This window comes from Streptomyces sp. NPDC058045 (genome assembly GCF_042885635.1).
Taxonomy (GTDB): Bacteria; Actinomycetota; Actinomycetes; order Streptomycetales; family Streptomycetaceae; genus Streptomyces.
The window spans coordinates 1-24,849 of the sequence record NZ_JBHVRR010000059.1; the positions used below are offsets into that span (position 1 = coordinate 1).

Sequence of the window (24,849 nt, forward strand, 5' to 3'; positions counted from 1 at the left end):
GGGGGGGGGCGCCTGCCCCTGCGGTGTCGGCGGGGGCGGCCGGGCCGCCCGCGGGGGCGGGGGGGGGGGGCGGGGCCCGGGGGGGGGGGGCCCGGCCCCCCCCCCCCCGTCCGGTTGACCTGGCGTGGGGGCGCCGAGTCGGGCAGTAGCGGACGGGGGTCGCGGCCGGGTTCTGGGGGGCGGCCCGCGGGCGGTCAGACGGCGGTGGCGCTCTCCGGCAGGAGACGGCTGAGCTGCTCGGTCAGGTCCATGACCTCGACGACGTCACCGAAGTCGCGGGCAGCGGTGTCGACGGTCTTGCGGATACGGGTGTTGACCCGTTCGGAACGCACCTTGCCGGCCACCTCCAGGGCCTGCCCGGCGAGCAGGGCGCCCTGCTCCGGTTCGCCGCGCAGCAGGTGCACGGTGGCCATGCCGACCAGGTTGAGCGCGTAGGAACGCTGGTGCTCCTCGTCCTCGCGGAAGAGTTCCACGGCACGCGCCATGACCGGCTCGGCGAGGGAGGCGTAGGTGGGGCTGCGGCCGGCGACATAGGCGAGGTCGCGGTAGGAGTGCGCGTTCTCGCCGTTGAGTTCGGCCTCGGAGAAGAAGCGGATCCAGTCGGGCTCCGGCTCCTCGATGTCCTGGGCGTCGCCGAAGGTGTGCTCCGCCATCCGCACCGCGCGCTTGCACTTGCCGGGCTGCCCCATGTTGGCGTAGGCGCGGGCCTCCATGGCGTGCAGCATGGCCTGGGTGCGGGCGGTGGCGCAGTCGCGGCTGCCGTACTGGGCGAGGTGCACCAGCTCCAGGGCGTCGTCCGGGCGCCCCATGTGGATCATCTGCCGGCTCATGCTGGAGAGGATGTACGCGCCGAGCGACTTGTCCCCGGCTTCCTTCGCTGCGTGCAGGGCCAGTACGAAGTACTTCTGCGCGGTGGGCTGGAGGCCGACGTCGTAGCTCATCCAGCCGGCCAGCTCGGCGAGTTCGGCGGCGACCTTGAAGAGGCGGCGGGTGGTGGCCTCGGGCTGAGCCTCCTGCAACAGGTCGGTCACCTCGTGGAGTTGGCCGACGACGGCCTTGCGGCGCAGCCCGCCGCCGCACTGCGCGTCCCACTGGCGGAACATCACCGTGGTCGACTCCAGCAGGTCCAACTCGGGGCGGGACAGGCGGTGTCCGCGGCCGCGGGTGGTGCTCGGCTCGGGGTCGCCCTGCGGGGCGGCGGGGCTCGGCACCAGCCAGCGCTGCATCGGCTCCACCAGCGCCGGGCCCGCCGCCAGCGCCAGCGAACTGCCGAGGAACCCGCGCCGCGCCAGCATCAGGTCGCTCCGGGAGAACTCCCCGAGCAGCGCCACCGTCTGCGGCCCCGTCCACGGCAGATCGACCCCGGAGACGGAGGGCGACTGGTGGACCGGGCGCAGCCCCAGGTCCTCCACGGCGACGACACAGCCGAAGCGCTCCGAGAACAGCTCGGCCAGGATGCGCGGGATGGGCTCGCGCGGATTCTCCCCGTCCAGCCAGCGGCGCACCCGGGAGGTGTCGGTGGAGATGTGGTGCGCCCCGAGCCGCCGGGCCCGCCGGTTCACCTGCCGGGCCAGCTCCCCCTTGGACCAACCACTGCGCACGAACCAGGAGTTCAGCAGCGCGTTGGGCCGCTTCTCCGGTTGCGGAGCTACCTCGTCCCGGGGGGCGGGGTCGTCGACGGGGGCGGGGTCCTCGGAGACGTTGTCCGAGGGGATGTCGTCCGACGGGACGGCGTGCGGGGTGGCGGAGGCGGGGGGGCGCGGTGCGGGGAACGCCGGTGCGGGGATCGCGGGGGGCGGTGTCGCGGGGGCGGCCCGGTGGTGGGGTGGTGCGGGGATGCCGGGGGCCGGGTAGGGGTCGCCGGTGGCCGTGTGCAGGGGGCGGAGGGTGTGGTCGGTCCGGTTCGCGTCGTGAGCCGTGTGCGTCGCGCGTGCCGCGCTCTCGCCGTTGCCGCTCACTGGAACGCCCCCATTCCTGAAGCCACTTGTCTGCGGTGCGCGTAAAGCCCTACCAGAATGCCGTCAACTCCGGTTGCCCGTACGGTGTTTGTCACCCGTCGAACAGGAACCCGACTTGCCCTTGGCATACCCGCGGGTCCGGTGCCCCGCGGCTTGTATACCGACAGTAACCCCTCGATCACCCGCCCAGCGAGGCAGGACCCGGAAACGCCACCATTCGCCACCCCCGCCACCCGGCACAGCCCTCTCCCTGCACGATTCACTTGACATAGGACAACCGGAGGCTGGCGGAGCGATGTACGACGGGGCGCACGCCCCCTCCCGCGCCACCCCGGTCACCACTGGGCGCCGTCATGACCAGCCGCCACCCGGGAGAACATGAACAGAGGGTCACGATCCGATTCCGCGACGTGACCACGCCGCGCCGGACCCGTTGGAGGGGGCATGGGCTTCACGATCGGCGGCATCCGCGGAATGCGCGGCACCCGTGACACCCCGGCCCTCGCGCCGGGCATCCCACCGGCCACCCGGCGCCGGGGCCGCACCCCCGCGGCCAACAACTGCACCGCACTGGCCGAGTTCACCGGACTGTGGGGCTGGGACGTGGTCCCCGGCGCACGCGCCTCGGGCGGCGCCTGCTCCTGCGGTCGCACCCCCTGCCCCGCCCCGGGCGCCCACCCGCTGGACTTCGCGCCCGTGGTGCGAGCCGGCGCCACCCTCGACCAAGTCACCCGTGTCTGGGGCGAGTTCCCGGGCGCCGCCGCGATGCTGCCGGTGGGCCGCGCCTTCGACGTCCTGGACGTCGCGGAGACCGTGGGACGCCGCGCCCTGGTACGGCTGGAGCGGATGGCCGCCCCACTCGGCCCCGTCGCCCTCACCCCCGACGGCCGCGCACAGTTCCTCGTCGCCCCCGGCGCCGCCACCGAACTGCCCCAACTCCTCTACCGCACCGGCTGGGACGGCGCCGCACTCGACCTCCGCGCCCTCGGCAGCGGCGCCCACATCACCGCGCCGCCGTGGGACCGCGCCGGCCTCGGCCGCTGCCGCTGGCTCCGCTCCCCCGACCTCGACTCCACCACCCACCCCCCAGAGGCCCGCCTCCTCCTCAGCGCCCTCGCCTACGTGGCCCACCGCTGCACCAACTGATGTGCTGTGCTGGGGGGTTGGGCCGGGGGTGGCTGGGCTCAGCTCGTAGCCCATGCTCGGCAGGTGGCCGTTCGGCTCGCGATCTGATGGCGTTGCCCGCTCGGCTCGTGAACCGATGACGTTGCCTGCTCGGTCGTGAACCGATGGCGTTGCCTGCTCGGCTGGTGAGGCGATGACGTTGCCTGCTGCGTGACCCGTATCGCCGGTGGCCTACTCGTGATTCCGCTCCGGTTCGTGGCCCGTTGACGTTGCCCGCTGTCCTGGCCTGCTTACGCGCCCGCCCGCCGCGCGGGAGCGGTGTGAGCAGTGCTCTTGAAGGTGGGCGGCGCTCTGGGGTGCGAGCGGTGCTCTCGAAGGTGGGCGGCGCTCAGGGACGTGAGCACTGCTCCAGTTTGCGAGCACCGCCCTCCCCAAAGCGCGAGCACCGCCCCCAGATGCGAGCACCGCTCTCGTCGTAGACCACTGCTCACGACCGCGAGCACCGCTCACCTTCAAGAACATCGACCACCATCAAGAGCGCCGCTCACCCACGAGAGCACCGCTCACAGACAAGAGCACCGCTCCAAACCACGGGGCCACCGCTCCACCCCAGATCACCGCTTACGCACGAGAACACCGCTCACACCCCAGAGCACCGCTCCCCCGCCCGCCCCAAAAAAGAACGGTGCCCGCCCCCTCCCCCAGAGGCACGAGCACCGCTCAAGCAGTACAACCTTCAACTCAGATCAGGCACCGTCCAGGCACAACACCCACAGCGACCGCGCCCTCCACCCCACGGATCCCGCAGCCGCCGCCCAAGGCCAGGCCCTACTCCCCGATCAGGGCGTCGATGAACGCCTCCGGTTCGAAGGGGGCCAGGTCGTCCGGGCCTTCGCCGAGGCCGATCAGCTTGACGGGGACGCCCAGTTCGCGTTGGACGGCTACCACGATGCCGCCCTTGGCGGTGCCGTCCAGCTTGGTGAGGACGATGCCGGTGATGTCGACCACCTCCGCGAAGACACGGGCCTGGACCAGTCCGTTCTGGCCTGTGGTGGCGTCGAGTACCAGCAGCACCTCGTCCAGCGGGGCGTGCTTCTCCACGACCCGCTTCACCTTGCCCAGCTCGTCCATGAGGCCGGTCTTGGTGTGGAGGCGGCCCGCGGTGTCGATGAGGACGACGTCGGCGCCCTCGTCGATCCCTTCCTTGACGGAGTCGAAGGCGACGGAGGCCGGGTCGCCGGCCTCGGGGCCGCGGACGGTGCGGGCGCCGACACGTTCGCCCCAGGTCTGCAACTGGTCGGCGGCCGCGGCGCGGAAGGTGTCGGCGGCGCCCAGCACCACGGACTTGCCGTCGGCCACCAGGACCCGGGCGAGTTTGCCGGTGGTGGTGGTCTTGCCGGTGCCGTTGACGCCGACGACCATCACGATGCCCGGGGTGTCCAGCGCGGACTCGGTGTGCACGGCACGGTCCAGGTCGGTGCCGACGAGTTGGAGGAGTTCCTCACGCAGCAGCGCGCGGAGTTCCTCGGGGGTGCGGGTGCCGAGGATCTTGACCCGTTCCCGGAGGCGTTCGACGAGTTCCTGGGTGGGGGTGACGCCGACGTCGGCGGTGATCAGGGTGTCCTCGATCTCCTCCCAGGTGTCCTCGTCCAGATGCTCGCGGGACAGCAGGGTGAGCAGGCCCTTGCCGAGTGCGTTCTGCGAGCGGGAGAGCCGGGTGCGGAGCCGGACCAGGCGGCCGGCGGTCGGTTCCGGGATCTCCAGTTCGGGGACGGGCGGAGCGGGGGGCTCCGTGATGACGGGGGCGGACGGGTCCGCCTCGGCGGTCGGGAGGTCCACCTCCTCGATCGTGCGCCGCTCCTCGTCGCTCGGCGCTTCGGCCTCGTCGCCGACGTGCGGTTCGGACGGCGGGGCGGTGATGTCGGGTGCGCTGGGCGGGGCGGTCGGGGGCTGCTGTGACGGAAGCTGCTTCTTCCTGCGGCTGCCGACGACCAGCCCGCCGAGTGCGCCGATCACGACCACGGCGATGACTACAGCAAGGATGACGATTTCCATAACGCCACCCAGTATCAGCCATGCCACCGCACCCGCGCCGGACCGGCGCCTCACCCGGCGGCCACGGGGGCCGGCCTACCCCATCTCCTCCAGCGCCTTGCCCTTGGTCTCCTTCACGAACTTCAGCGTGAACGGGATGGAGAGCGCGGCGAAGACCGTGTAGATGACATAGGTGCCGGAGAGGTTCCAGTCGGCGAGGGACGGGAAGCTGGCGGTGATGGCCCAGTTGGCGATCCACTGGGCGGAGGCGGCGACGCCGAGTGCGGCGGCGCGGATCCGGTTGGGGAACATCTCGCCGAGGAACACCCAGACCACCACGCCCCAGGAGAGGGCGAAGAAGAGCACGAAGAGGTGGGCGGCGACCAGCGCGACCCAGCCCTGGGTGGCGGGGAGTCTGCCGTCGACCAGCGGGTGGGAGAAGGCCCAGGCCTCCAGGCCGAGGCCGACGACCATGCCGGTGGAGCCGATGAGGGCGAGTGGTTTGCGGCCGATCCGGTCCACGAAGATCATGGCGATCACGGTGCCGATGATGTTGATGATCGACGTGGTGAACGAGTAGAAGAACGAGGCGGTCGGGTCGACGCCGACGGACTGCCACAGCGTGGACGAGTAGTAGAACGCCACATTGATGCCGACGAACTGCTGGAACACGGAGAGTCCGATACCGACCCAGACGATCGGACGGAAGAGGAAGCCGCCGCCGAGCAGGTCCTTGAAGGTGGACTTGTGCTCGCTGCGCATCGCGTGCTCGATCTCGGCGACCCGGGCGTTCAGGTCGATGTGCTCGCCCTCGACCTCGGCGAGTACGGCCCGCGCCGTCTCGTCCTTGCCGGCCGAGATCAGATAGCGGGGCGACTCGGGGATGGCGAAGGAGAGCAGGCCGTAGAGGACGGCCGGGATCACCATGACGCCGAGCATGACCTGCCAGGCCTCCAGGCCCATCAGCCTGCCGCGCTGGTCGCCGTGGGCGGCGTTCAGGATGCCCCAGTTGACGAGTTGGGAGACGGCGATGCCGACGACGATCGCGGCCTGCTGGAAGGAGCCGAGGCGGCCGCGGTAGGCGGGGGGTGCGACCTCGGCGATGTAGGCGGGGCCGATGACGGAGGCCATACCGATGGCGAAGCCGCCGATGATCCGCCAGAACGCCAGGTCCCACAGGGCGAACGGGAGGGCGGAGCCGACGGCGCTGATGGTGAAGAGGACGGCGGCGATCTGCATACAGCGGATGCGGCCGATGCGGTCGGCGATCCGGCCCGCGGTGGCGGCGCCGATCGCGCAGCCGATCAGGGCGATGGCGATGACCTGGGCGAGGGCGGCGGAGCCGATGCCGTAGCGGCTGCGGATGGCTTCGACGGCACCGTTGATGACGGAGCTGTCGTAGCCGAAGAGGAAGCCGCCCATGGCGGCGGCCGCTGCGATGAAGATGACATGGCCGAGGTGCTCGGGGTGGGCCTCTCGGGCGGACTGTGATGCCGTCGTGGTCACGGGTACTCCTCGCCGGCAGCGCTGCCATGGTGGGGCCGAAGCCCTTCCAGTGGCGCACAACTTCCCGCCGCCCACCACTTGAAGGGGAACCAGCCGGAGTTGGGCGGTCCGACCGCGCCGCGCTCGTAGCCCGCACAACTCCCGTAGTCCACAAGGCGGTTGCTAGCGGAGTCGCTGGCTGATGACCTTCGACACGCCGTCGCCCTGCATGGAGACGCCGTACAGCGCGTCCGCGACCTCCATGGTGCGTTTCTGGTGGGTGATGACGATGAGCTGGGAGGCCTCCTGAAGCTCCTGCATGATGCGGATCAGCCGCTGGAGGTTGGTGTCGTCCAGGGCCGCCTCCACCTCGTCCATCACATAGAACGGGCTGGGGCGGGCCTTGAAGATGGAGACCAGCAGGGCCACCGCGGTCAGCGAGCGTTCGCCGCCGGAGAGCAGCGACAGCCGCTTGACCTTCTTGCCCGGCGGCCGTGCCTCCACATCGACGCCGGTGGTCAGCATGTTGTCGGGGTCGGTCAGTACCAACCGCCCCTCGCCGCCCGGGAAGAGCCGGGAGAAGACCCCCTCGAACTCACGCGCCGTGTCCCGGTACGCCTCGGTGAAGACCTGCTCGACGCGCTCGTCGACCTCCTTCACCACCTGGAGCAGATCGGCCCTGGTCTTCTTCAGGTCCTCCAGCTGCTCGGAGAGGAACTGATGGCGTTCCTCCAGCGCCGCGAACTCCTCAAGCGCCAGCGGATTGACCTTCCCGAGCTGCTGGTACGCCCGTTCCGCGGCCTTCAGCCGCTTCTCCTGCTCGGCCCGGACATAGGGCACCGGCCGGTTGCGCGGATGCTCCGGGTCCTCGGGCAGCTCCTCGCCGGCGGCGGGCGGCGACGGCGGCACGGGCTGCTCGGGGCCGTACTCGGCGACCAGCGCCGCGGGCTCGACGCCGTGCTCCTCCAGGGACTTGGTCTCCAACTGCTCGATCCGCAGCCGCTTTTCGGCGCCCAGGACCTCACCGCGGTGCACCGAGTCGGTGAGCTTGTCCAGTTCGGCCTTGAGGTCGCGGCCGCGGGCCCGGGCCGCGGCCGACTCCCGTTCCCGCTCGGCCTTCGCGGCCTCCGCGGCGCCCCGTTCGCGGTCGGCCCGCGCCAGTGACACCTCGACATGGGCGAGGAGTTGGCGGGCGCCGCCGGCGACGGCGGTGGCCACCTCGGCCTCGTGGCGGAGCCGGGCCCGGCGCTGCTCGGCGCGGGCTCTGGCCTCCCGTTCGGCGCGGGCCGCCCGGTCCAGCGAGTCGGCCCGCCCGGCGAGCGCCTTCACTCGCTCCTCGTGGGTGCGGGCGGCGAGCCGGGCCTCCATCTCGGTCTGGCGGGCGTTGGCCCCGTCCGCGGCGAGCCGGTCCCGTACGGCGGTGTCGGGTTCCTCGTCGGTGCCGTCGGTGCTCTCCTCGGCGACGGCGAGCCGTTCGGCGAGTTCCTCGGCCTCCGCGGTCGCCCGGTCCAGGGCCTCCTGGGCGCGGGCCGCGGCGGCGGTGCTGCGTTCCGCCTCTCCGGCGGCGCCGCGGGCCTGCCCGGCGAGGCTGCCCAGGCGCTGTGCGGTGGCGGACTTCTCCCGGTCGGCGGCGCGGCGGCGGCCGGCCAGTTCCTCGACGCGGGCGGCGCAGGCCCGGCGGTGTTCCGCGGCGGCCTCCTGGGCGGCGGCCAACTCGGTGCAGCGGGCGGCGACTTGGCCGATCTCGGCGGCGGCCTCGTCGACCGCGGCCTGTACTTCGAGGAGGCTCGGGGCACCGGCCGAGCCGCCGTGCGCGTAGTGGGCGCCGAGCAGGTCGCCCTCCGCGGTGACGGCGGTGAGCGCGGGGTGGGCGTGGACCAGGTCCTCGGCGTCTTCGAGGGTGGCGACGGCGACCATGCCGTGCAGCAGGCGGCGGACGGCGGGCAGCAGGTCCTCGGGGCCGCGCACCAGGTCGGCGGCGGGCCGGGCCCCGGCGGGCAGGGCGGCGGCGGTGGCGGGGTCGGGTGAGGTGGCCAAGTGGCCGGTGGCGATGAGGAGGGCGGCGCGTCCGGCGTCCTGTTTCCGCAGCAGCCGCAGGGCCTCGGCGGCGGTGGCGGGCGCGGCGACGGCGACGGCGTCCGCGGCGGCGCCGAACGCGGCGGCGAGGGCGGCTTCGTGGCCGGGGTCGACGGTGAGGAGTTCGGCGGCGGGGCCGAGGAGGCCGGTGAGCTGGTCGCGGGCGGTGAGCAGGGCGCCGGTGCCGTCCTTGCGGCGCAGTCCGAGGGCGAGGGCTTCATGGCGGGCGGCGAGGGCGGCGCGGCGGCGTTCGGCCTCGGTGGCCTGGTCGCGGGCGGCGGTGGCGGCTCGGTCCGCTTCGGTGAGGGCTTCGGTGGCGGCCTCGTGGGCGGCGGCGAGTTCGGCGTCGTCCGCGTCGAGCCCGTCGACTTCGGCTCTGAGCTGCTCGTACTCCTGCTGGGCGGCGGTGGCGCGCTGGCCGGCTTCGTCGCGGGCGGCGCCGAGGCGGTCGATCTCGGCCTGGGCGGAGGTGGCGCGGGAGCGGGCGGCGGAGGCCTGGGCGCTGAGCCGGGCGAGTCCTTCGCGGCGGTCGGCGAGGGCGCGGGCCGCGTCCTTCAACCGGCGTTCCTCGGCGGCGAGTTGGCGTTCCAGTTCGGCGCGGTGCCCGACGGTGTCGTCCAGGGCGCGTTCCGCGGCCTCCAGCGCGGCCTCCAGTTCCGCTTCCTGTTCGCGGATGCGGGCGGCCTCACATTCCATGTCCTCGGGGTCGCGGCCGCGGCGCTCCTCGGGCGGTGCCGAGGTGGCGGCCTTGATACGGGCGTCGGCGAGGGAGACCGTGCCGCGGACCCGTTCGGTGAGGCGGCTCAGCTCGTACCAGGTCTGCTGGGTGGCCTGGAGGCGGGGGGTGAGGCGGCGGACGGCGTCCTCCAGGGCGGACTCCTCGCCGAGGGCGCTCTTCAGATCGGCCTCGGCGCGGTCCTTGCGTTCCTTCAGCGCGGCCTCGTCGGCGATCTCGGTCCGCAGGGCGGCGGTGAGGCGGACCAGGTCGTCGGCGAGGAGGCGGAGCCGGGCGTCCCGCAGATCGGCCTGGATGACGGCGGCGCGGCGGGCGACGGCGGCCTGCCGGCCGAGCGGCTTGAGCTGGCGGCGGAGTTCGTCGGTGAGGTCCTGCACCCGGGCCAGGTTGGCCTGCATCGCGTCGAGTTTGCGGAGCGCCTTCTCCTTGCGTTTGCGGTGCTTGAGGACTCCGGCGGCCTCCTCGATGAAGGCGCGCCGGCCGGTGGGGTCGGCGTGCAGCACCGAGTCGAGCTGGCCCTGCCCGACGATGACGTGCATCTCGCGGCCGATACCGGAGTCGGACAGCAGGTCCTGGATGTCGAGCAGCCGGCAGGTGTCGCCGTTGAGCTGGTACTCGCTGCCGCCGTTGCGGAACATGATCCGCGTGATGGTGACTTCGGCGTATTCGATGGGGAGGGCGCCGTCGGAGTTGTCGATGGTGAGGGAGACCTCGGCGCGGCCGAGCGGGGGGCGTCCGGTGGTGCCGGCGAAGATGACGTCTTCCATCTTGCCGCCGCGCAGCGACTTGGCGCCCTGCTCGCCCATGACCCAGCTCAGGGCGTCGACCACATTGGACTTGCCGGAGCCGTTGGGTCCGACGACGCAGGTGATGCCCGGTTCGAAGCGCAGCGTCGTGGCGGACGCGAAGGACTTGAAACCTCGCAGGGTCATGGCCTTGAGATGCACGCCGCCGCACTCTACCGTCCGGGTCCGCCACCGCCCGGTGACCAAGCGGTTTCACGGGGGAGGCCGCCGGGCACATCAGACGTTGACAGCAGGGGAGTTGACGGTGCGGACGCGGTGCGAGCGCCGACCGCGCGCGGGACCGCGCAGCAGGCCACGAGGGGACCCACGGGGGGTATGAGTGAAGAAAGAAGGGACGCCGGAGCGTCCCTTGCAGTGCGGACAGCGGCTTACATGCAGCCTGACCTCGGATGGCGCGAGATTCCGTCCGCGGCGCGCACCTCAGCGTTCCGGGTGGGGCGCTGGTACGGCACCGTCGGCGGAACGAGGTCAGGTCAGCGCAGGCTCAGCCTTGGATACGTCGATGCTCTCCAGGAGCGAGTCGCCGTCGTGAGAAGCGGCAGCCGCAAGCGCGTCGTTCTCGGCCTGGATTCGTACGAGCTCGGATTCCAGGTCCTGTACACGCTGCTGGAGCCGTCGCATCTCGGCGAGGAGTCGAGGGTCGGAGCCACCGACGTAACCGAGAAGCGCCTTTGCCATGATGGATGGTCCTCCACAATGAGTGACCGACCTATGCGGTGTGGGTCGTGAGGGATTCGCACCCGCGATGCTTGGCACTCTTCAGTTTTTGCGTGGTTCTCCATGCCAAACAATTGAGGTGCGCGGGGCTTCCAGAGTCTCACCAAAAAGTTTGACGGTCAACACGATCAAGCCCTGCGGTGAAGGGCGTCCCGGGGGCTCGCGGCCGTAGAACCTTCGGCGCGGCGTCTCGGCCGGGACCCAGAGGGCTTGACGATCATTCCTGACCCCGGAGCCTGCCACGGCGACCGGCCTCCGCGCAACCGTCTACTTCCCCGCGACCACCTGCGGCTTCGTCCCGCGACCACCCGCCGCCCGATGATCGGCACGGCCCTCGCGGACCGCCGGCGGCCCCGCCGGGTCAGCGCATGGCGAAGCCCTCGTAGCCGCCGCGCGGTGTGGCCCAGATCTCGGTGACGCCGGTGACGTGACCCGGCGTGTCCCCGGTGCGGAGCCAGTCGAGGAGTTTCTCGCAGGCCTCACGCGCCCCTTCCGCCACCACCTGGACCCGGCCGTCCTCCAGATTGAGAGCAAAACCACTCAAGCCGCCGATCTCCAGCGCGGTGGCCCGCGTGTACCAGCGGAAACCCACTCCCTGTACACGGCCGCGTACCCAGGCGGTGAGCCGTACGTCCTCGTTCATGTGAGCAAGCTAACCGTCCGCGTCCACCGGCAGCACCCCGCCCCCGCACCCATGCGGTACCGTCCCGACGCATCGCTCCTCACTCTTTCGGGTGAGGGATCAGACGAGGAAGGCCACGACATGGGACGCCATCGACGCTCCGGTGCCGCAGGGGCCGCAGGTCCACAGGAGACGCAGGGGTCGACGGCCCCGGACGGCGGTACGCACCGCCACCGCAGGCGTGGCGGGGTGCCGGTGCGCACCGGGCTGCTCGGGGTGTCCGCCGCGGTCGCCCTGGGTGCGGCGGCGGTCGCCACCGGGGTGCTGCCCGGTGGTGGCGGCTTCTCGCTGGGCGGTGGCGACACCTCGGACACGGTGCGGGCCGGCGGCTCCCCGTCGAGCCTGGACGCGCAGGGCGGCCGGGACGCGCGGGTCGACCGCCCCTCGCACAGCGCCGAGCGGTCCGCTCCCCCGTCGAAGCAGCCGTCCGCGAAGCCCTCCCGGACGCCCTCGCAGAAGCCCTCCGCGAAGACCCCGTCGAAGGCGCCGACCGCGTCGAAGAAGGCTCCGGCACCGCGACGCAGCACCCCGGCGGCTCCTCCGCGTACCGAGCGGTCGGCCCCTCCGCGCCCCTCCACCCCGGTGTCCGGTACGGCGGCGGCCGCGGCGAAGGTGCTCTCGCTGGTCAACCAGGAGCGGGCCGGCGCCGGTTGCTCCCCCGTCGCCTCCAGTGGTCAACTCACCTCTCTCGCCCAGCACTTCAGCGAGGACATGGCGGCTCGCGGCTTCTTCGACCACACCGATCCGGACGGCGCCAGCCCCTGGGACCGTGCCGCCAAGGCCGGGGTGACGGGCCTCGGCGGGGAGAACATCGCCCGCGGCCAGGCCGACGCGGCGGCCGTGATGAAGTCCTGGATGAACAGCCCGGGCCACCGCGCGAACATACTCAACTGCGACTACAAGACCCTCGGCGTCGGCGTCCACTTCGGCTCCGGCGGCCCGTGGTGGACGCAGGACTTCGGCTTCTGAACCAGGGCTAGGCGGTGCTCCGGGGCGGGCGCTGGCAGCGGGGGCAGAAGTAGCTGGATCTGTTCATCCAGGGGCGGCGGCGGATGGCCGTACCGCAGCGGCGGCAGGGCTCGCCCTCGCGGCCGTAGGCGTCCAGGGAGCGGTCGAAGTAGCCGGACTCGCCGTTCACATTGACGTAGAGGCTGTCGAAGCTGGTGCCGCCGACGGTGAGTGCGGCGTTCATCACATCCCGTACGTGGCCCAGGAGTTCAAGGGTGCGGGGGCGGGTGAAGCCGGTGGTGGGGCGGTCGTAGTGGAGGCGGGAGCGCCAGAGTGCCTCGTCGGCGTAGATGTTGCCGACGCCGCTGATCAGGGACTGGTCGAGCAGGGCGCGTTTGAGGGTGGTGCGGCGGCGGCGCAGGGCCGCGTGGAAGGCGTCCTCGTCGAAGTCCGGGTCCAGCGGGTCGCGGGCGATGTGGGCGATGACGTCCGGCAGGCCGTCGGCGCCGGTCGGATGGAGGGAGAGGCCGCCGAAGGTGCGCTGGTCGACGAAGCGCAGCTCGGTGCCCGCGGAGTCGGCGAAGCGGATGCGGATCCGCAGGTGCTTCTCCGGTTCGGCGTCGCCGGTCTTCACCAGGAGCTGGCCGCTCATGCCGAGGTGGGCGAGGACGGCGGTACCGGTGTCCTCGACGGGCAGCCACAGATACTTGCCGCGGCGGTGCGGGGCGTCCAGGCGGTGCCCCTTGAGCCGGTGCGCGAAGTCGTCGGCGCCCGCGATGTGGCGGCGGACGGCACGGGGGTGCAGGACCTCGGCCTCGGCGATGGTGCGGTGCGCGATCCAGCGGTCCAGGCCGCGGCGTACCACTTCGACCTCGGGCAGCTCGGGCACGGTTCTCCTCCTCGGTGCGGGGCGGACGTCGCCGCCCGCCCCCGACCGTCAGGCCCATCTCAGGACGAGGCGGAGGCTTCCGCTTCCGGACCGGCGGTGTCCAGACCGGCCGGGTCCGGCTGACCCGCACCCGCCTCGGCCTGGGCCGGGCCCGCCTCGGCCTCGGCCTTGGCGCGCTCGTCGGCGGCCGCGCGGATCGCCCGCCAGGCGGCCTCGGCGGCCTGCTGCTCCGCCTCCTTCTTGCTGCGGCCGGTGCCGGTGCCGTACGAGACGCCTCCGACGCGGGCGGCAGCAGTGAAGGTCTTCTCGTGGTCCGGACCGGTCTCGGTGACCAGGTACTCGGGGACCCCGAGGCCTTCGGTGGCGGTCAGCTCCTGAAGGCTGGTCTTCCAGTCGAGTCCGGCTCCGAGGCCGGCCGACTTCTCGATCAGCGGGTCGAAGAGACGGTGCACCAGCTCGCCCGCCGCGTCCAGCCCCTGGTCCAGGTAGACCGCGCCGATCACCGCTTCCAGGGTGTCGGCGAGGATGGATGCCTTGTCCCGCCCGCCGGTGCCCTCCTCACCCCGGCCGAGCCGGATGAAGGCACCGAGGTCGAGCCCGCGCCCGACCTCCGCGAGTGCACGCGAATTGACCACCGCGGCCCGCAACTTGGCCAGTTGGCCCTCGGGCAGGTCCGGGTGGGTGCGGAACAGCGTGTCGGTGACGACGAGCCCCAGCACGGAGTCCCCGAGGAACTCCAGCCGCTCGTTCGTCGGCAGACCGCCGTTCTCGTACGCGTACGAGCGGTGGGTCAGCGCACGCACCAGAAGGGCGGCATCGAGCTGATACCCGAGCCGCCCTTCCAGAAGCGTGTGGGACGAGGCCGTGGTGTCCGCCGGAGCGCCCCCGCCTCGGCGGGGACTGTTCTTCTTGGCGTCTGGCATCGTGCCTGTCACCAGCCGCTCAGACCTCTAGGACCTGGCGCTTGTTGTAGGTGCCGCAAGCGGGGCACGCGATGTGCTGCTGCTTGGGCTCGTGGCAGCGCTCGCACGCAACCAGGGTGGGGACCGCAGCCTTCCACTGCGACCGGCGGTGGCGCGTGTTGCTGCGCGACATCTTCCGCTTCGGAACAGCCACGGCTACTTCTCCTGCTTCTCGTCGACGCCCGCTTCGCCGGCGCCGCCCATCTCGTCCTTCTCGCCGTCCTGAACGGTTCCGGCGAGTCCTTGCAGTGCCGCCCAACGGATGTCGACGGCGTCATGGTGGTGGTCCGGGTCGTCCGCGAGCCGCACTCCACACTGGGAGCACAGGCCCGGGCAGTCCTCCCGGCACACCGGCTGCATCGGCAGTGCGAGCACCACCGCGTCACGCAGCACCGGTTCCAGGTCGAACAGGCCGTCCTCAAGGAAGAGCCTGCCCTCGTCGTCCTCGGCGTCATCGGCCGGATCCACGCTGGCGCGGCCCCGGTCGTCGGCGTCAGGGTACGAGAACATCTCCTGGAAGTCCGCTTCGAGGGTGAGCCCGAGCGGCTCCAGACACCTTACGCACTCCCCTTCGGCCTCGGCACGGGCGGTCCCCGTGACGAGCACGCCCTCCATCACCGACTCAAGCCGCAACTCCAGCTCCACCGGGGCACCCTGGGGCACTCCGACGACTCCCTTGATACCGAGGACCGCGTCGCCGCCGGGGGCGTCGACGGTGCGGGTCAGCCGCTGGAGCGCACCGGGCCGCCGCCCCAGCTCGTGTGTGTCGAACACGAGGGGGTTGCGATGGTCGAGACGCGCGTTCAGGGCCGTTCCTGCCTTCGGTCATGCGAGCCCGTACGGCTCGTGGAGGTGCTTGTTCCGCGGCCCGTCGTCGGTCTGGCCGGTGGACTGGCAGCGGTGATCGCGGGCGTACGCGACCGATGAGCCAGGATACTTGACCATCGGCGCAGGACCCAATCCGGTGGTCGCCGGCTGCTCAGCGGTCCTGCTGGTACCGGCGCAACTGCTCGGCGGTGATCATGCCGGTGTCGAAGAGGCTGGTCTCGTCGAGGGCGTGCGGATCGGCCTGGGCGCCGCCGTACCCGGGGGCCGCCTGCGGTTCCGCGGGGGCCTGCGGTGTCTGCTGGTATCCGGCGTACGGGTCCTGGGCGTAGCCGTAGCCGTCCTGGCCCGGGTAGGGCTGCTGGTACCCGTAGGCGTCCTGCTGCGGGTAGCCGTACGCGTCCTGTCCGTAGCCCTGGTCCGGGTAGGCGCCCGGGGGCTGGGCGGCGGCGGCCGGTGCGTAGTGCGGCTCGGCGGACGGCTCCGGTACGGGCTGCTGGGCGGGGATCAGGGGCGGCTCGGGGGCGGCCGGGGGCTGGGCGGCGGAGGGCTGGAGGCCTTCGCCGATGGCGGCCAGTTCGGCGAGGTAGTCGGCGTCGGTGGTGTGTCCGGCGGCGGCCTCGCCGAGGCCTCCCAGCTCGTCGGTGGCGATCCGGCCGTGCAGCTTCTGGCGGCCTCGGCCGACGGCTTCCAGGGTCTTGGCGAGGACCGCCTCGAAGGCGCCGAGCTGGGCGCCCACATAGTCGTCGGCGCGGCGGCGCAGGGTCTCCGGGTCGTGGCTGCGTTCCGGGGCCTCGGCGTAGTCGGGGTCCTCGTAGCCGTCGGCGCCGGGCTGGGGGGCGGTGCCGAGGAGTTTCTCCCGGCCGCGGCCGACGGAGCCGAGGGTTTTGGTGAGGACGACCTCGAAGTTGGCCAGCTTGGAGTCGACGTAGTCGTCGGCCTCGGCCTTGATCTCCTCGGCCTCCCGGCGGGCGTCGGACAGGATGCGGTCGGCCTCCGCCTGCGAGTGCTGGGCGATCTCGGTGCCGGAGACCAGCGAACCGCGTTCGGCGTGCGCGGAGTCGATGATCCGCTCGGCCTCCTGCCGTGCCTGCTCCACGAGTTGCTCCCGGCCGCCGATCAACTCCTGGGCCTGGGCGAGGGATCCGGGCAGTGCGGCCCGCACCTCGTCGAGCTGGGCGAGGAGTTCGGCGCGGTTCACCACGCAGGAGGCCGACATGGGCATGGAGCGGGCGTTGCCGACCGCCGCGACGATCTCATCGAGCTTCTTCTGCACGTCCACCGTGTGCTCGCCACTCTCTGTGCCTTGTCGGTACCTGACGGGTGCCCCGCGGGGCGGCGCGGCCCGCGCGAGACCGGCCGCAGCACCGACGACTGTACGGCCACCCCGGGCCCGCCGGCACCGGGTGACGGGTCGTCAGCTCCGGGGCGGGCGGGTCACTTCTCGCCGAGGCGTTCGGTGAGGGCCTCGTGCACCACCGGCGGCAGCAGGTGGGAGACGTCCCCGCCCCAGGTGGCGACCTCCTTGACCAGCGAGGAGGAGAGGAAGCTGTAGGTGGGGTTGGTGGGGACGAAGAGGGTCTCCACCCCGCTGAGGCCGTTGTTCATCTGGGCCATCTGCAGCTCGTAGTCGAAGTCGCTCACCGCGCGCAGGCCCTTGACGATGGCGGGGATGTCGCGCTGCTTGCAGAAGTCGACGAGCAGTCCGTGGAAGGACTCGACGCGGACGTTGCCGAACTCGGCGGTGGCCCGGCGGATCAGGTCCATCCGCTCCTCGATGGTGAACAGGCCCTTCTTCGACTGGTTGATCATCACCGCGACCCAGACCTCGTCGTACAGCTTGGAGGCGCGGGCGATGATGTCGAGGTGTCCGTTGGTGATGGGGTCGAACGACCCCGGGCAGACGGCGCGGCGCAACTGAGGTCCCTCCGGTCCGGTCATGACGCGATGTCGCACAGGGCGGCGGCGCGACCGTACCAAAAGGTGCCCTCGCCGTACCGTCGGGAGCGGACCGCCTCGAAGCCGTCCGGCCATCCGAAGTCCCCGCCCCTGGTGCTGCGTTCCACGGTGACGAGTGCTTCGGCGGCGAGCCAGCCCCCGGCGCGGAGTGTGAGCAGGATCTCGCGGAGATCATCGTCGGGAACCGCGTAGGGCGGGTCCAGGAAGACCACGTCGTAGGGCTCGGCAGGGGCGGGCCCGGCGAGGATCTGCTCGGCGCGGCCGGACCGTGCCTCGGCTCCGGGGAGGGCGAGGCTGCGGACGTTCTCCCGGAGGGTGCGGGCGGCCCGCGCGTCGGCCTCCACCAGCAGGGCGTGCCCGGCGCCCCGGGACAGGGCTTCCAGGCCGACGGCGCCGGATCCGGCGTACAGGTCGGCGACGCGGATGCCGTCGAGGGTGCCGAGCAGGGAGCGCCAGGTGGAGAAGAGGCCCTCGCGTGCCCGGTCGGAGGTGGGGCGAGTGCCCTGGCCCGGCGGCACCGCCAGGCGGCGTCCGCCGGCCAGGCCGGCGATCACGCGGGTCATCTGGTCCTCGGAAGGTCGGGGGTGGGGACCCCTCCACGATATGGCGCCCGATGCCGCGGGGTGCACCGCTCCCCGGGCGGCGGGCGCCCGGTGCCTCGGCCCGGCGGCTGTCTCATCCCTTGTCCAGGTACTGCTCGCGTTCCTCGTCGAGGAGGGCGTCGAGTGCGGTGCGCAGGGCGGGCAGGGCGGCCAGCTCCGGGTCGGCGGCGACCACGGCGGCGGCTTCGGCGCGTGCCTCGGCGATGATCTCCTCGTCCTCGATGACGGCGAGCATCCGCAGCGAGGACCGCACCCCGGACTGGGCCTGCCCCAGGACGTCGCCCTCGCGGCGCTGCTCCAGGTCGATCCGGGAGAGCTCGAAGCCGTCGAGGGTGGCGGCGACCGCGTTCAGCCGGGCGCGGGCGTCGCTCGCCTCCGGCATGTCGGTGACCAGCAGGCAGAGCCCGGGGGCGGAGCCGCGGCCCACCCGCCCGCGCAACTGGTGCAGTTGGGAGACGCCGAACCGGTCCGCGTCCATGATCACCATGGCGGTGGCATTGGGGACGTTGACCCCGACTTCGATGACGGTGGTGGCGACCAGTACGTCCGTCTCGCCGGCGGCGAAGCGGCGCATCACGGCGTCCTTGTCCTCCGGCGGCATCCTGCCGTGCAGGGCCTCGATCCGCAGGCCGTCCAGGGGGCCGCGGGCGAGCTGCTCGGCGATGTCGAGGACGGCGAGCGGGGGCCGCTTGTCGCCGCCGTCCGGTCCCTCGGCGCCGTCGTCCGCCCCGTCCTTCGCCTTGGCGCGGCCCTTCGGCTTGGTGCCCGGCTGGTCCTCCTCGTCGCCGATGCGGGGGCAGACCACATAGGCCTGGTGGCCCTTGCCGACCTCCTCACGGATACGTTCCCAGGCGCGGGTGAGGAAGTGGGGCTTGTCCTGGGCGGGCACCACATGGCTGGCGATGGGCGAGCGCCCGGCCGGGAGCTGGTCGAGGACGGAGGTCTCCAGGTCGCCGAAGACGGTCATGGCCACGGTGCGCGGGATGGGGGTGGCGGTCATCACCAGCAGGTGCGGGGGCTGCTTGCCCTTGCCGCGGAGGGCGTCGCGCTGCTCCACGCCGAAGCGGTGCTGCTCGTCCACGACGACCAGGCCCAGGTCGTGGAACTGCACCTTGTCCTCGATCAGGGCGTGGGTGCCGATGACGATGCCGGCTTCGCCGGTGGCCAGGTCGAGCAGGGCCTGGCGGCGGGCGGGGACGCCCATGGAGCCGGTGAGCAGCACCACCTTGGTGGCGTGCTCGAAGTCGCCAGTCGCGCCCTCGGGTGCTTCGCGCCAGAGTCCCCAGCTCGCCAGCTCGCCCATCATCTCGGTGATGGACCGGTGGTGCTGCTGGGCGAGGACCTCCGTCGGCGCCAGCATCGCGGCCTGCCCGCCCGCGTCGACCACGGCGAGCATGGCGCGCAACGCGACCATGGTCTTGCCGGAGCCGACCTCGCCCTGGAGGAGGCGGTGCATGGGGTGGGCGGCGGCGAGGCCGTCGAAGATCTCGGCGGAGACGTGCTGCTGGCCGTCGGTGAGGGTGAAGGGCAGCTTGGCGTCGAAGGCGGTGAGCAGTCCGTCGGCAGCGGGGCGGCGCGGGGTGGCGGCCAGCTCGGTGTCGGCGTGCCGGCGTCGGGCCAGGGCGACCTGGAGGACGAAGGCCTCGTCCCATTTGAGGCGGGCGCGGGCGTCGGCCACATCGGCCTTGGTGTGCGGGCGGTGGATCTTGAGCAGGGCCTCGGTGAGGGGGACCAGGCCGCGGCCCTCGCGCAGGGCGGGCGGCAGCGGGTCCTCCGCGCCGCTCGCACTCGGCAGGACCGCGTCCACCGCCTTGGCGATCTTCCAGGACTCCAGCTTGGCGGTGGCCGGGTAGATGGGGAGGAGCGCGCCCGCCCAGGATCCTGCGGCGTCCGCCGCGTCTTCCGGATCTTCGTCGTTCAGCAACTGGTAGGCGGGATGGGCGAGTTGAAGACGGCGGTTGAAGACGGAGACCTTGCCGGCGAACATCGCGCGGGTGCCGGGCAGCAGGTCCTGGTGCGGTTTGTGGACGCCTCGGCCGAAGAAGACGAGTTGGAGCCGGCCGCTGCCGTCGGTGATGGTCACCTCCAGCCGCTGGCCGCCGCCGGTTCGGCCGCGGAAGGTGTGCAGCCTGGCGTCGGCGACCCGGGCGACGACGGTGACATGCTCGTCGAGGGGCAGCTCGGCGAGGCGGGTCAGCTCACCGCGTTCGGCGTAGCGGCGCGGGTAGTGGTGCAGCAGGTCGCCGACGGTGTGCAAGCCGAGGTGGTCGGCCATCACCTTCGCGGTGGCGGAGCCGATCACTTTCCTGAGAGGTTCTTGGAGCGCGGGCACATCTCCCATTGCACACCACGGCGCCGACATCGCGTCGCAGCCTGTGGACAACCACCCTGGTCCACCCCCGCCCCCTGTGGAAAACTCCCCGATCCGGCCCGGCGGACATACGCTGTCCCTTGCCGAATCCAGTCCCCGCAAGCCCCTACTCCACGCCGATCAGCAGCAGTTCGCTCTGGTGGCCGCCCTGGTGGACCACGGTGTCCACCGCCAGGTGCCCCGCCGACACATGCCGCTCCAGCCGGTCGGCGAGGCCCGCTCCGGCCTGGTCGCCGAGGACCAGGGTGACCAGCTCGCCGCCGGCCGACAGCATCCGGTCCAGGACCCTGGTGGCGACCTCGGCCGGATCGCCGCCGATGACCGCCACATCGCCCTCGATCAGCCCCAGGACGTCCCCGGCCTGGCAGATGCCGGCCGTGGTCCAGGAGCGCTGCTCAGCGACGGTGACCTCGGCGTAGCGGGTGGCGCCCGCGGCCGAGGTCATGGCGACCACGTCCTCGTCGAAGCGGCGCCGCGGGTCGTGCACGGCGAGCGCGGCGATGCCCTGGACCGCGGACCGGGTGGGGATGAGGGCGACCCGGATCCCCTCGGTGCGGGCCTCCTCGGCGGCGGCGGCCGCGGTGTGCCGCAGCCCGGTGTCGTTGGGCAGCAGCACCACCTCGGTGGCGAGGGCGCGGCGGATCGCGGCCACGAGTTCTCCACTGGCGGGCGGCTCCCCGGGCCGGTTGCGGACGGTGATCGCACCGGCCGCGCCGTACATGCCGGCCAGGCCGTCGCCGGGGACGACGGCGACCACGGCCCGGTCGCGTTCCGGTGCCCGGCCCGGGGTGGCGTGCGCGGCGGGGGCGCCGAAGTGGCTGATGCGGATGCGGTGCGGCCGGCCCGCCTCGACCCCGGCCTCCACGGCGGCGCCCGCGTCGTCGACATGGACATGGATGTGCCAGAGCCCGTCGCCGCCGACCACCACCAGGGAGTCCCCGAGCCGGTCGAGGCGGGCCCGCAGCCGGTCCACGGCCGCGTCCTCGGCCTCCAGCAGGTAGATCACCTCATAGCCGGGCCCGGTCTCGGCTTCGGTCCCGGCGTCTGGCGGGCAGGGGCGGCCCGGGTCCCCGTCCGGTGCCGGTCGCGGCCGGGCGGCGGGTGGCTCGGGGGCGGGGCGGCTGCCGGTGACGGCGGTGACCAGCGCCGCCAGTACCGCCACCAGGCCCCGGCCCCCGGCGTCCACCACCCCGGCCCGGCCCAGTGCGGCGAGCTGCCCGGTGGTCCCGGCGAGCGCGGCGCGCGCCCCGTCGTACGCGGCCCGCGCCACCGCGTCGCAGCCGGCGCCGCTCCCCTCGCAGGAGGCGGCCGCGGCGTCCGCGGCGGCGGTGGCGACGGTGAGGACGGTGCCCTCGACGGGGTGCGCCACCGCCTCGTACCCGGCGGCCGCGGCCCGGCGCAGGGCGCGGGCCAGTGCGGGGCCCGAGGCGGGCTCGGGGCCGCTGAGTTCGCGGGCCATACCGCGGAGCAGTTGGGCGAGGATGGTGCCGGAGTTGCCGCGGGCGCCGAGCAGGGCGCCATGTGCCATGGCGCCCAACGCCTCGGCGGGCGAGGGCAGTTCGGGGGCGAGCCCGTCGAAGACGGCCTCCACCGCGGCGGCCGCGGACTCGGCGGTCAGATAGAGGTTGGTGCCGGTGTCCCCGTCCGCGACCGGGTAGACGTTGATCGCGTCCAGTTCCTCGCGGGCCCGGCCCAGGGCGTCCAGGGTGTGCCCGCACCAGGCGCGTACCGCTGCGGCGTCGAGTACGCCGCCCGCCGCCGGGCGGTGCGCGGCGGAGCCCGCGGGCCGCTCGTTCTGCTGCGGCACCCGCGCCTCCCCGTGGTCTGTGCTCACCTGCTGCTCGCCTGCCGGCCTGGGACGCAGCGTAGACCCAGACCCGGGCAGGGGTCTCCGGGGACCGTGGTAGTTTCGTTGTACCGCGGCAGCCGTTGTATGCTGCTTCGGTTGCCCGATACCTTCGGGCCTTCCCCTGGCACCGCCACTCAGATCACTCGATCCGATTCCCGGCTGCCGGGAATCAACCGTACGTGCATCTGAAGTCTTTGGAGTGACCCGTGGCTGCCAACTGCGACGTCTGCGGCAAGGGGCCGGGCTTCGGCAACAGCATTTCCCACTCGCACCGCCGTACTCCGCGCCGCTGGAACCCGAACATCCAGCGCGTGCGTGCCGTGGTCAGTGGGACGCCGAAGCGGCTCAACGTCTGCACCTCGTGCATCAAGGCCGGGAAGGTCTCGCGCTGACGCGTTAGCGCGGCGGCCACCCAGCCGGTTGCTGCAAGGAGCCGGTCCTCCTCCGGGAGGGCCGGCTCTTTCGTATGTCCGCGGGCCTCTCCGGCTGCCCGGAGAGTAACGGCCCGCATACGGACCGCTGTTGGGGTCTCAGGGCCGGCGTAGGCGCCAGCCGTGGTCGACCGGTCCGATGCCCTCGCCCAGGCCGAATCCGGCGGCGATGGCCCCGGTGACGTACTCCTTGGCGGCGGCCACCGCCTCCGGTACCTGATCGCCCGAGGCGAGCCGGGCCGCGAGGGCGGAGGCGAGGGTGCAACCGGTGCCGTGGGTGTGCCGGTTGCCGTGGCGCGGGGCGCGCAGCCAGTGCCGCTCGGAGCCGTCGGTGAGCAGGTCCACCGCCTCGGGTCCTGACCCGCCGAGGTGCCCGCCCTTGATCAGCGCCCAGCGGGGCCCGCAGCCGAGTACCGCGTCCGCGGCCCGCAGCATCCCGTCCTCGGACTCGACGTGTACGCCGGTGAGTTGGGCGACCTCGTCCAGGTTGGGGGTGGCGACGGTCGCGGTGGGCAGCAGCTCGGTGCGTACCGCGTCCAGGGCGGACTCGGCGAGCAGCGGATCGCCGTGCTTGGAGACACCGACCGGGTCGACCACCACCGGCGCCGCCGTCCCCGCGAGGAGTCCGGCGACGGTCTCCACCAGGACCGCGGAGGACAGCATCCCGGTCTTGACGGCCTGCACCCCGATGTCGTCCACCACACTGCGGTACTGGGCCCGAACCGCGTCCACCGGAAGCTCCCAAGTGCCTTGCACGCCGAGGGAGTTCTGCGCGGTGACGGCGGTGAGCACGCTCATCCCGTGCACCCCGAGGGCGAGCATGGTCTTCAGGTCGGCCTGGATCCCGGCGCCGCCCCCGGAGTCGGAACCGGCCACGGTGAGCACCCGGGGCGGCGCGGAGACAGGGGGCGGGGCGGGGCTCATGACTCGATGCCGCCGAAGTGGTCCCAGCCGCTCTTGCTGGTCCAGGGCGCCCCGTCCACGGTGATCTGCGGCAGCGCCGAAGGGTTCAGCACCTCGCCGATGACCGTCCAGCGGGCGGGCAGTTTCACATCCGGCGGGAACGTCGCCACCATGGCGTGGTCCTCGCCGCCGGTCAGCACCCACTGCATCGGGTCGACGCCAGTGGCCTGCCCGATGTCGTGCATCTGGGACGGCACGTCCACGGCACCGGAGCGGATGTCGATCCGGACCTTGCTGGCCTCCGCGATATGGCCCAGGTCGGCGATGAGCCCGTCGCTGACGTCGGTCATGGCGGTGGCACCGAGCCCGGCGGCCGCGGGGCCCGCGTGGTACGGCGGTTCGGGCCTGCGGTGAGCCTCCACGAAGGCGCGCGGGGAGCGGAAGCCGCGGGACAGCACCGCGTGCCCGGCGGCCGACCAGCCGAGCCAGCCGGTGACGGCGACCACGTCCCCGGGCTGGGCGCCGGACCTGGTCACCGGCTCGTGGTTGCGGAGGTCGCCGAGGGCGGTGATGGCGACGGTGATGCTGTCCCCGCGCACCACGTCGCCGCCGACCACGGCCGCACCCGCCACCTGGCACTCGTCGCGCAGGCCGTCCATCAGCTCCACGGGCCAGGCCGCGGGGAGTTCGGCGGGGACCACCAGACCGAGCAGCAGCGCCGTGGGGACGGCGCCCATCGCCGCGATGTCGGCGAGGTTCTGCGCGGCTGCCTTGCGGCCCACGTCGTAGGCGGTGGACCAGTCGCGGCGGAAGTGCCGCCCCTCCAGCAGGACATCGGTACTCGCCACGACCCTGCGGTCGGGTGCGGTCACCACCGCGGCGTCGTCGCCCGGGCCGATCCTGACGGCCGGGGTGGTGGTGAGCCGGGACGTGAGCTCCCTGATGAGCCCGAACTCCCCCAACTCCCCCACGCTTCCCTTCATTGTGGTCCTGCCCCTTCTACGCCGGTCCCCCGGTGTCGCCTGCGTCGAGCCTGCGGTGTGCGTGCCGTGCCGGGTCCATGGTGGCCTGTGCCGTGTGGCGGGGGCCGCCCCGGGTACCCGCCCGGGTCACCGTCGTCACCGCACCACTGCTGCTGCGGGTCTCCCCGCGGACAGTGGCGACGCGGTAACGTGGCGTCCCTTCTCCCCCCATGATCCCCTGGATCCCCCCGATCCCGGCGGCCGCCCTGGAGGTTCCGTGGTACAGGCGTACATCCTGATCCAGACCGAGGTCGGCAAGGCCTCGGCCGTCGCCGAGACGATCGGCCGGGTACCGGGGGTGATCCAGGCCGAGGACGTGACCGGCCCCTACGACGTGATCGTGCGCGCGCAGGCCGACACGGTGGACGAGCTGGGCCGCATGGTGGTCGCCAAAGTCCAGCAGGTGGACGGCATCACCCGTACTCTGACCTGCCCGGTCGTCCATCTCTAGCCCCCGTCTACGCTGGGC

22 protein-coding genes are annotated in these 24,849 nt (G+C 72.7%); 4 read left to right on the top strand and 18 right to left on the bottom strand.

Translation table 11 applies throughout. The annotated features are described in order from the left end of the window. Positions 1-194: 194 nt before the first annotated feature. Complete coding sequence (locus ACFVST_RS25525; protein WP_390155943.1) at positions 195-1,619, bottom strand: hypothetical protein; 1,425 nt, start codon at positions 1,617-1,619, stop codon at positions 195-197. 783 nt (positions 1,620-2,402) lie between these two features. Here ACFVST_RS25525 and ACFVST_RS25530 point away from each other — a divergent pair. After that, positions 2,403-3,104, top strand: coding sequence for a bifunctional DNA primase/polymerase (locus ACFVST_RS25530; protein WP_390155919.1), 702 nt, complete (start codon positions 2,403-2,405; stop codon positions 3,102-3,104). Positions 3,105-3,614: 510 nt separating this feature from the next. Here the strand turns inward: ACFVST_RS25530 and mprA are convergent. From mprA to ACFVST_RS25560, 6 genes are all read right to left on the bottom strand, one after another. Next, entirely contained in the window at positions 3,615-3,701 is an 87-nt protein-coding gene (gene mprA / locus ACFVST_RS25535; protein WP_390155944.1) for an MprA protease, GlyGly-CTERM protein-sorting domain-containing form, read from the bottom strand. Positions 3,702-3,911: 210 nt separating this feature from the next. After that, positions 3,912-5,138, bottom strand: a complete 1,227-nt coding sequence (ftsY, locus tag ACFVST_RS25540; RefSeq protein ID WP_390155920.1) for a signal recognition particle-docking protein FtsY — start codon at positions 5,136-5,138, stop codon at positions 3,912-3,914. A 75-nt stretch (positions 5,139-5,213) separates the two neighbouring features. Further along, a complete protein-coding gene (locus ACFVST_RS25545; protein ID WP_390155921.1) occupies positions 5,214-6,623 on the bottom strand; it encodes a sugar porter family MFS transporter in 1,410 nt (469 codons plus the stop codon). Positions 6,624-6,785: 162 nt separating this feature from the next. Next, entirely contained in the window at positions 6,786-10,361 is a 3,576-nt protein-coding gene (smc, locus tag ACFVST_RS25550; protein ID WP_390155922.1) for a chromosome segregation protein SMC, read from the bottom strand. A gap of 327 nt (positions 10,362-10,688) precedes the next feature. Continuing rightward, positions 10,689-10,898 (bottom strand): hypothetical protein, encoded by a 210-nt coding sequence (locus ACFVST_RS25555; protein ID WP_390155923.1) that lies wholly within the window; start codon positions 10,896-10,898, stop codon positions 10,689-10,691. Between the two features lie 400 nt (positions 10,899-11,298). Next, the gene (locus ACFVST_RS25560; protein ID WP_390155924.1) at positions 11,299-11,580 is read right to left on the bottom strand and encodes an acylphosphatase; all 282 of its coding nucleotides are present in this window, start codon (positions 11,578-11,580) and stop codon (positions 11,299-11,301) included. A 120-nt stretch (positions 11,581-11,700) separates the two neighbouring features. Between ACFVST_RS25560 and ACFVST_RS25565 the strand changes: the two genes are divergently transcribed. Next, positions 11,701-12,588, top strand: a complete 888-nt coding sequence (locus tag ACFVST_RS25565; RefSeq protein WP_390155925.1) for a CAP domain-containing protein — start codon at positions 11,701-11,703, stop codon at positions 12,586-12,588. A 7-nt stretch (positions 12,589-12,595) separates the two neighbouring features. Here ACFVST_RS25565 and mutM read toward each other — a convergent pair whose 3' ends face one another. From mutM to ACFVST_RS25610, 9 genes are all read right to left on the bottom strand, one after another. Next, on the bottom strand, positions 12,596-13,456 hold the full coding sequence (gene mutM / locus ACFVST_RS25570; RefSeq protein ID WP_390155926.1) for a bifunctional DNA-formamidopyrimidine glycosylase/DNA-(apurinic or apyrimidinic site) lyase: 861 nt from the start codon (positions 13,454-13,456) through the stop codon (positions 12,596-12,598). Positions 13,457-13,515: 59 nt separating this feature from the next. Next, positions 13,516-14,379 (bottom strand): ribonuclease III, encoded by an 864-nt coding sequence (gene rnc, locus ACFVST_RS25575; RefSeq protein WP_390155927.1) that lies wholly within the window; start codon positions 14,377-14,379, stop codon positions 13,516-13,518. 19 nt (positions 14,380-14,398) lie between these two features. Continuing rightward, positions 14,399-14,572, bottom strand: coding sequence for a 50S ribosomal protein L32 (gene rpmF / locus ACFVST_RS25580; protein ID WP_028802425.1), 174 nt, complete (start codon positions 14,570-14,572; stop codon positions 14,399-14,401). 2 nt (positions 14,573-14,574) lie between these two features. Further along, positions 14,575-15,225, bottom strand: a complete 651-nt coding sequence (locus ACFVST_RS25585; RefSeq protein WP_390155945.1) for a YceD family protein — start codon at positions 15,223-15,225, stop codon at positions 14,575-14,577. A 172-nt stretch (positions 15,226-15,397) separates the two neighbouring features. Next, positions 15,398-16,525: a cell division initiation protein gene (locus ACFVST_RS25590; RefSeq protein ID WP_390155928.1), complete on the bottom strand. Its 1,128-nt coding sequence runs from the start codon at positions 16,523-16,525 to the stop codon at positions 15,398-15,400. A gap of 155 nt (positions 16,526-16,680) precedes the next feature. Further along, positions 16,681-17,160: a pantetheine-phosphate adenylyltransferase gene (gene coaD / locus ACFVST_RS25595; protein WP_390155946.1), complete on the bottom strand. Its 480-nt coding sequence runs from the start codon at positions 17,158-17,160 to the stop codon at positions 16,681-16,683. Between the two features lie 20 nt (positions 17,161-17,180). Then, positions 17,181-17,765, bottom strand: coding sequence for a 16S rRNA (guanine(966)-N(2))-methyltransferase RsmD (rsmD, locus tag ACFVST_RS25600; RefSeq protein ID WP_390155929.1), 585 nt, complete (start codon positions 17,763-17,765; stop codon positions 17,181-17,183). Between the two features lie 112 nt (positions 17,766-17,877). Further along, positions 17,878-20,145, bottom strand: coding sequence for an ATP-dependent DNA helicase RecG (gene recG / locus ACFVST_RS25605; protein ID WP_390155930.1), 2,268 nt, complete (start codon positions 20,143-20,145; stop codon positions 17,878-17,880). A 136-nt stretch (positions 20,146-20,281) separates the two neighbouring features. Beyond that, positions 20,282-21,982, bottom strand: a complete 1,701-nt coding sequence (locus ACFVST_RS25610; RefSeq protein ID WP_390155947.1) for a DAK2 domain-containing protein — start codon at positions 21,980-21,982, stop codon at positions 20,282-20,284. A gap of 248 nt (positions 21,983-22,230) precedes the next feature. On the opposite strand from ACFVST_RS25610, the gene rpmB reads away from it, so the two are divergent. Next, positions 22,231-22,416, top strand: a complete 186-nt coding sequence (gene rpmB, locus ACFVST_RS25615) for a 50S ribosomal protein L28 (RefSeq protein WP_390155931.1) — start codon at positions 22,231-22,233, stop codon at positions 22,414-22,416. A gap of 138 nt (positions 22,417-22,554) precedes the next feature. Here rpmB and thiD read toward each other — a convergent pair whose 3' ends face one another. Next, positions 22,555-23,379, bottom strand: coding sequence for a bifunctional hydroxymethylpyrimidine kinase/phosphomethylpyrimidine kinase (gene thiD / locus ACFVST_RS25620; protein ID WP_390155932.1), 825 nt, complete (start codon positions 23,377-23,379; stop codon positions 22,555-22,557). Further along, positions 23,376-24,341: a thiamine-phosphate kinase gene (locus ACFVST_RS25625; RefSeq protein WP_390155933.1), complete on the bottom strand. Its 966-nt coding sequence runs from the start codon at positions 24,339-24,341 to the stop codon at positions 23,376-23,378. The genes thiD and ACFVST_RS25625 overlap by 4 nt, the downstream gene beginning before the upstream one ends. A gap of 256 nt (positions 24,342-24,597) precedes the next feature. On the opposite strand from ACFVST_RS25625, the gene ACFVST_RS25630 reads away from it, so the two are divergent. After that, positions 24,598-24,831: an Lrp/AsnC family transcriptional regulator gene (locus ACFVST_RS25630; RefSeq protein WP_390155934.1), complete on the top strand. Its 234-nt coding sequence runs from the start codon at positions 24,598-24,600 to the stop codon at positions 24,829-24,831. The last annotated feature ends 18 nt before the right edge of the window (positions 24,832-24,849 follow it).

Bases quoted from the DNA above. Each gene is read 5' to 3' on its own strand.
- ACFVST_RS25530 (WP_390155919.1), top strand. From the start codon at position 2,403: ATGGGCTTCACGATCGGCGGCATCCGCGGAATGCGCGGCACCCGTGAC.
- ftsY (WP_390155920.1), bottom strand. From the start codon at position 5,138: ATGGAAATCGTCATCCTTGCTGTAGTCATCGCCGTGGTCGTGATCGGC.
- ACFVST_RS25555 (WP_390155923.1), bottom strand. From the start codon at position 10,898: ATGGCAAAGGCGCTTCTCGGTTACGTCGGTGGCTCCGACCCTCGACTC.
- ACFVST_RS25560 (WP_390155924.1), bottom strand. From the start codon at position 11,580: ATGAACGAGGACGTACGGCTCACCGCCTGGGTACGCGGCCGTGTACAG.
- ACFVST_RS25565 (WP_390155925.1), top strand. From the start codon at position 11,701: ATGGGACGCCATCGACGCTCCGGTGCCGCAGGGGCCGCAGGTCCACAG.
- rnc (WP_390155927.1), bottom strand. From the start codon at position 14,379: ATGCCAGACGCCAAGAAGAACAGTCCCCGCCGAGGCGGGGGCGCTCCG.
- rsmD (WP_390155929.1), bottom strand. From the start codon at position 17,765: ATGACCCGCGTGATCGCCGGCCTGGCCGGCGGACGCCGCCTGGCGGTG.
- recG (WP_390155930.1), bottom strand. From the start codon at position 20,145: ATGGGAGATGTGCCCGCGCTCCAAGAACCTCTCAGGAAAGTGATCGGC.
- thiD (WP_390155932.1), bottom strand. From the start codon at position 23,379: ATGAGCCCCGCCCCGCCCCCTGTCTCCGCGCCGCCCCGGGTGCTCACC.
- ACFVST_RS25625 (WP_390155933.1), bottom strand. From the start codon at position 24,341: ATGAAGGGAAGCGTGGGGGAGTTGGGGGAGTTCGGGCTCATCAGGGAG.